Genomic DNA, 5,901 nt, shown 5'->3' with positions numbered 1-5,901 from the left:
ATTTATGACAAGGAGCGCGAGCGGCATGAAGATGTCGAAGGGCCAGATTGGCCGCCGGTTTCTGGGATTGGCATTTGGAGCAGCGGCGCTGGCCGCTGGCGGATCGGTTTCTGCACAGGAGCTTGGTCAGCCGCATCCGTGGGGTCTTGATCTCCAGACGAGTGTGACGCCGGTGATGGACAGCGTCACGAGGATGCATAATGGGCTTCTGATCGTGATCACGGCGATCACGCTGTTTGTGACGGCGCTTTTGGTGGTGGCGATGGTGCGTTTCAACGCACGGTCCAACCCGGTGCCGTCGAAGACGACCCACAACACGATGATCGAGGTTGCGTGGACGATTATCCCGGTGCTGATTCTGGTGAGCATTGCGGTGCCGTCGTTCCGGCTGCTGTTCGAGCAGCTTGACATTCCGAAGGCCGACCTGACGGTGAAGGCGACCGGCAAGCAGTGGTACTGGAGCTACGCCTATCCGGACAACGGCAAGTTCGAGTTCGACTCGCTGATGGCGCAGGACAAGCAGCCGCGGATGCTGGCGGTCGACAACGAGCTGGTGGTTCCGGTGAACAAGGTGGTCGTGGTCCAAATAACCGGGGCCGATGTCATTCATTCTTATGGAGTTCCGGCGTTCGGCATCAAGGTGGACGCGATTCCGGGTCGTCTCAACCAGACCTGGTTCAAGGCCACCAAGACCGGCGTGTACTACGGCCAGTGCTCGGAGTTGTGCGGCCGGGATCACGCCTTTATGCCGATCGCGGTTCGGGTGGTGAGCGAGCAGGATTTTGCGGCCTGGGTTGAAACCGCGAAGAAGAAGTTTGCTTCGAATCCGGCGAATGCGGTGGCGTCGGCTGCCGACGTGATGCGCTAGGCGTCGCGTCGGGAGGTTTCGGCGCGGCCGACAACCGCCAGGGTTCGCTAAGGTTCGAAGGACTTCAAGGGACGTAAAGACAGGATTAGACAATGGCAACAACCGCAGCACATGCTCACGACCACGACCACGACGACCATGCGCACCACCCGACCGGGTGGCGGCGCTTTGCGTATTCGACCAATCACAAGGACATCGGGACCATGTACCTGGTGTTCGCCATCGTTGCGGGGATCATCGGCGGCCTGATGTCGATGGGCATCCGGGCGGAACTGATGTATCCCGGCGTGCAGGTTTTCCATCCTGCTCACGAGTACAACGTCTTTGTGACCTCGCACGGCCTGATCATGATCTTCTTCATGGTGATGCCGGCGATGATCGGCGGCTTCGGCAACTGGTTCGTGCCGCTGATGATCGGCGCGCCCGACATGGCGTTTCCGCGGATGAACAACATCTCGTTCTGGCTGCTGCCGGCGGCGTTTGCGCTGCTGCTGCTGTCGACGTTCGTGGAGGGCGAGCCGGGCGCCAGCGGTGCCGGCACGGGCTGGACGCTGTATGCGCCGCTGTCGACCAGCGGTCATCCGGGGCCGTCGGTGGATTTCGTGATCCTCGCGGTCCATCTGGCCGGCGCCTCCTCGATTCTCGGCGCGATCAACTTCATCACCACGATCTTCAACATGCGCGCGCCTGGCATGACCATGCACAAGATGCCGCTGTTCGTCTGGTCGATCCTGGTCACGGTGTTCCTGCTCCTGCTGTCGCTGCCGGTTCTGGCGGGCGCCATCACGATGCTTTTGACCGACCGTAACTTCGGCACCACGTTCTTCGCGGCCGATGGCGGCGGTGATCCGGTGCTGTTCCAGCATCTGTTCTGGTTCTTCGGTCATCCCGAGGTGTACATCCTGATTCTGCCGGGCTTCGGCATGATCAGCCATGTGATCTCGACCTTCTCGAAGAAGCCGATCTTCGGCTATCTCGGCATGGCCTATGCGATGGTCGCGATCGGCGGCATCGGCTTCGTGGTGTGGGCGCACCACATGTACACGGTCGGTATGGTGTCGTCGGCGCAGGCCTATTTCGTCGCCGCGACCATGGTGATCGCGGTGCCGACCGGCGTGAAGGTGTTCTCGTGGATCGCCACCATGTGGGGCGGCTCGATCGAGTTCAGGGCGCCGATGCTGTTTGCGATCGGCTTCATCTTCCTGTTCACGGTCGGCGGCGTCACCGGCGTGGTGCTGGCCAATGCGGGCGTCGACCGCGTGATGCAGGAGACCTACTACGTCATCGCGCACTTCCACTACGTGATGGGCATTGCCGCGGTGTTCTCGATCTTCGCGGGCTGGTACTACTGGTTCCCGAAGATGTCCGGCTACATGTACAACGAGACCATCGCCAAGCTGCACTTCTGGCTGATGTTCATCGGCGCCAACGTCCTGTTCTTCCCGCAGCACTTCCTCGGACTGCAGGGCATGATGCGGCGCTCGGTCGACTATCCGGACGCGTTCGCGGGCTGGAACGAGATCTCGTCGTACGGCGCCTTCATGGCGGGGCTCGGCGCCGTGGTCTTCATCTACGGCCTGATCGACGCCTTCGTGCGCAAGGAGCAGGCGGCCGACAATCCGTGGGGTGAAGGCGCCACCACGCTGGAATGGACGCTGTCGTCGCCGCCGCCGTTCCACCAGTTCGCGACGCTGCCGAAGGTGCAGTAATGTGACTGTGCGCGGCGCGCCTGGCGCGCCGCGCACCCCAACAAAGCGGAACTTGTACGCAGCGCGCCTGGCGCGCGCCGCGTACCCCAACAAAGCGAGTTGTGTCGTGTCGGTTGTCGATCAAAAAGCCATCGAACTACCGCCCCGGATATCGGAGGCGAGCGTCGCCGATTACTTTGCGCTGCTGAAGCCACGGGTGATGTCGCTCGTGATCTTCACCGCGCTGGTCGGGCTGATGATCGCGCCGGGCCATGTCCATCCGGTGCTGGGCTTCATTTCGATCCTCTGCATCGCGGTCGGCGCCGGCGCCTCCGGCGCGCTGAACATGGCGCTCGAAGGCGATATCGACGTGCTGATGTCGCGCACGGCCAACCGGCCGATCCCGCGCGGCCGCATCACCCGCGGCGAGGCGATGGGGTTCGGCCTCACGCTGTCGTTCTTCTCGGTGATGACGCTCGGCGCCCTGGTCAACTGGTACGCCGGGGGACTGCTCGCCTTTACGATCTTCTTCTACGTGGTGATCTACACCATGGGGCTGAAGCGGCGGACCGCGCAGAACATCGTGATCGGCGGCGCCGCCGGAGCGCTGCCGCCGGTGGTGGCGTGGGCGGCGGCGACGGGGTCGCTGTCGGTCGAGCCGCTGCTGCTGTTTTTGATCATCTTCTTCTGGACGCCGCCGCATTTCTGGGCGCTGGCGCTGTTCCGCTCCGACGACTATGCGCGGGCCGGCGTGCCGATGCTGCCGGTGGTCGCCGGTCCCGACGCGACGCGGCTGCAGATCCTGCTCTATACCATCGTGCTGGTGGCGATCGCCGCCGCGCCCTGGCCGCTCGGCTACTTCGACTGGGTTTATGGCGTCACCTCGCTGATCCTCGGCGCCGGCATGCTGGTGCTCGCGATCAATGTCTACCGCCATCGCACCGGCAGCGTCGCGCTGCGCGCCACGCGGCGTCTGTTCGCCTTTTCGATCCTCTATCTCTTTGCGCTGTTTGCCGTTCTGCTGCTCGATGTGGTTGCGAAGGCCGTTGCGCCGTTGATCTGGTAGAGGGGCGCATGGAGCGATGGACAACAAAAAGAAGCCGGACGACGGGGTTGTCCTCACCGAGGCCCAGAAAAAGCGTCGGCGCGAGCGCTCGATCGCGATCGCCCTCGCGCTCGGGCTCCTGGTCCTGCTGTTCTTCGCGGTCACATTCGTCAAGGGGCCGGGCGTTCTCGTCCGTCCGATGTGATTGAGATGACCGGCGCGCCGCAGCACCCGCAGCAACCCGCCACCGCGGCTTCAACGTCGGCTTCGGCCGCGCCGAAGGCTTCGGTTGGGCGACGCATCGGCCGCGACGTGAAGATCGGCGCGGCCTGTGGCCTGGTGGTGGCGCTGATGGTCGGCGCGGCCTATGCGGCGGTGCCGTTCTACGACTGGTTCTGCCGCGCCACCGGCTTCAACGGAACCACGCAGGTCGCCAAGGCGGCGCCCAGCGCGGCGCCGCTCGCGCGCACGGTGGCGGTGCGCTTCGACTCCAACGTCTCCGGCGGACTGCCGTGGAAGTTCGAGCCGGAGCAGACCGAGATCAAGGTCCGGGTCGGCGAGGTCACCACGGTGTATTACACCGTCACCAACGCGGCGGCGACCGCCACGGCGGGGCAGGCGGCCTATAACGTCACGCCGCTGACGGTCGGATCGTATTTCACCAAGATCAACTGCTTCTGTTTCACCGAGCAGACCCTGGCGCCCGGCGAGAAGCGGGAGATGGCCGTTGTCTTCTATGTCGATCCGGCCTTCGCCGCCGACAGCGAGAACGACGGCGTCAACACCATCACCCTGTCCTACACGTTCTTTCCGGTGAAGAATGCCACGCCGAAGCCGGTGGCGGCAAACGAACCGGACAGGCCAGGGGGAAGCATCTGACCTTCGGCTGACGCGTTGGTTGCTGACGCGTTGTGTTTTTGAGATCAATAAGGTGCCCAATACCGCCGGCACCGCTAACGGAGAGAGACCGCAAATGGCTACGGCGCAAGTCAAGCACGATTACCACCTTGTCGACCCGAGTCCGTGGCCGATCGTAGGCGCGACCGCGGCCTTCATCATGGCCGTCGGCGCCATCCTGTGGATGCACCATCTGACCGCGGCCGCGCCGATCATTTTCGGCATCGGCTTGGTCGGCGTGCTCTACACCATGGCGAGCTGGTGGGGAGACGTGATCCGCGAGGCCGAGCACAAGGGCGACCACACCCGCGTGGTGCAGATCAGCCATCGCTACGGCATGATCCTGTTCATCACCTCCGAGGTGATGTTCTTCGTCGCCTGGTTCTGGGCCTTCTTCAATTCCGCGCTGTTCCCGGCCGATCCCGTGCACATGACGCGCGAGGCGCTGTTCGGCGGCGTCTGGCCGCCCAAGGGCACCGAAGTCTTCGATCCCTGGCACCTGCCGTTGCTCAACACCCTGATCCTGTTGACCTCGGGCACCACGGTGACCTGGGCCCATCATGCCCTGCTCAACGGTGACCGCAAGGGGCTGAAGTGGGGGTTGATCCTGACCATCGCGCTCGGCGCCGTCTTCACCTGCGTGCAGGCCTATGAGTATCAGCACGCGGCCTTCAGCTTCGCCGGCAACGTCTACGGCGCCACCTTCTTCATGGCCACCGGCTTCCACGGCTTCCATGTGCTGGTCGGCACCATCTTCCTGATCGTCTGCCTGTTCCGCGCCAATGCGGGGCACTTCTCGCCGTCACAGCACCTCGGCTTCGAATTCGCCGCCTGGTACTGGCATTTCGTCGACGTGGTGTGGCTGTTCCTGTTCGTCTGCATCTATGTCTGGGGCAACGGCGCCGCGGCCATGGCGCATGCCGCGCACTGATCGGGACGACACCCGTTAAAACCATGAAGGGCGGCCGCGGGGCCGCCCTTTTCTCTTCCGGAAGAAGGCCGATGTCCAATTTTTACGCCCGGGCGACCTTGTCCCAGAGCATCCTGCGCGGGATCGCCTGCAAATGCCCGCGCTGCGGCAAGGGCAAGCTGTTTGCCGGGTTCCTGACGCTGCGTCCGTCCTGCGACGCTTGCGAGCAGGACTATTCCTTCATCGATGCCGGCGACGGGCCCGCCGTGTTCATCATCCTGATCGCCGGCTTCATCGTCGTCGGCTGCGCCCTCATCGTCGAGGTCAAGTATCAGCCGCCGCTCTGGCTCCACGCCGCGCTGTGGCTCCCGCTCATCCTGGTCGTCACGTTGTGGCCGCTGCGCGCCATGAAAGCCCTCCTCATCAACCTCCAGTTCCATCACAAGGCCGCCGAAGGACGCCCCGTCCAGAAAAACCAGCCATGACAAAAAAA

At 63.7% G+C, this 5,901-nt stretch carries 7 protein-coding genes; all 7 read left to right on the top strand.

What is annotated here, in order from left to right; translation table 11 throughout:
* The coding region (gene coxB, locus AC52W5_RS06965; RefSeq protein WP_495670483.1) for a cytochrome c oxidase subunit II at positions 1 to 868 on the top strand (868 nt) is incomplete at its 5' end.
* A gap of 92 nt (positions 869 to 960) precedes the next feature.
* Positions 961 to 2,577 carry a cytochrome c oxidase subunit I gene (gene ctaD / locus AC52W5_RS06960; RefSeq protein ID WP_495670482.1) on the top strand — a complete coding sequence of 539 codons (1,617 nt, stop codon included), beginning with the start codon at positions 961 to 963 and terminating at the stop codon, positions 2,575 to 2,577.
* Positions 2,578 to 2,683: 106 nt separating this feature from the next.
* Entirely contained in the window at positions 2,684 to 3,622 is a 939-nt protein-coding gene (locus AC52W5_RS06955) for a heme o synthase (RefSeq protein ID WP_495670481.1), read from the top strand.
* Between the two features lie 16 nt (positions 3,623 to 3,638).
* Positions 3,639 to 3,806: a cytochrome c oxidase system small membrane protein gene (locus tag AC52W5_RS06950; protein ID WP_495670480.1), complete on the top strand. Its 168-nt coding sequence runs from the start codon at positions 3,639 to 3,641 to the stop codon at positions 3,804 to 3,806.
* A gap of 5 nt (positions 3,807 to 3,811) precedes the next feature.
* A complete protein-coding gene (locus AC52W5_RS06945) occupies positions 3,812 to 4,480 on the top strand; it encodes a cytochrome c oxidase assembly protein (RefSeq protein ID WP_495670479.1) in 669 nt (222 codons plus the stop codon).
* Between the two features lie 94 nt (positions 4,481 to 4,574).
* Positions 4,575 to 5,429, top strand: a complete 855-nt coding sequence (locus AC52W5_RS06940) for a cytochrome c oxidase subunit 3 (protein ID WP_495670478.1) — start codon at positions 4,575 to 4,577, stop codon at positions 5,427 to 5,429.
* A 71-nt stretch (positions 5,430 to 5,500) separates the two neighbouring features.
* Positions 5,501 to 5,893, top strand: a complete 393-nt coding sequence (locus AC52W5_RS06935; RefSeq protein WP_495670477.1) for a DUF983 domain-containing protein — start codon at positions 5,501 to 5,503, stop codon at positions 5,891 to 5,893.
* The last annotated feature ends 8 nt before the right edge of the window (positions 5,894 to 5,901 follow it).

It is taken from the genome of Nitrosospira sp. CT, from assembly GCF_059489795.1.
Note: the sequence above shows the minus strand (reverse complement) of the source record. Positions and strands in the feature narration are given on the sequence as shown.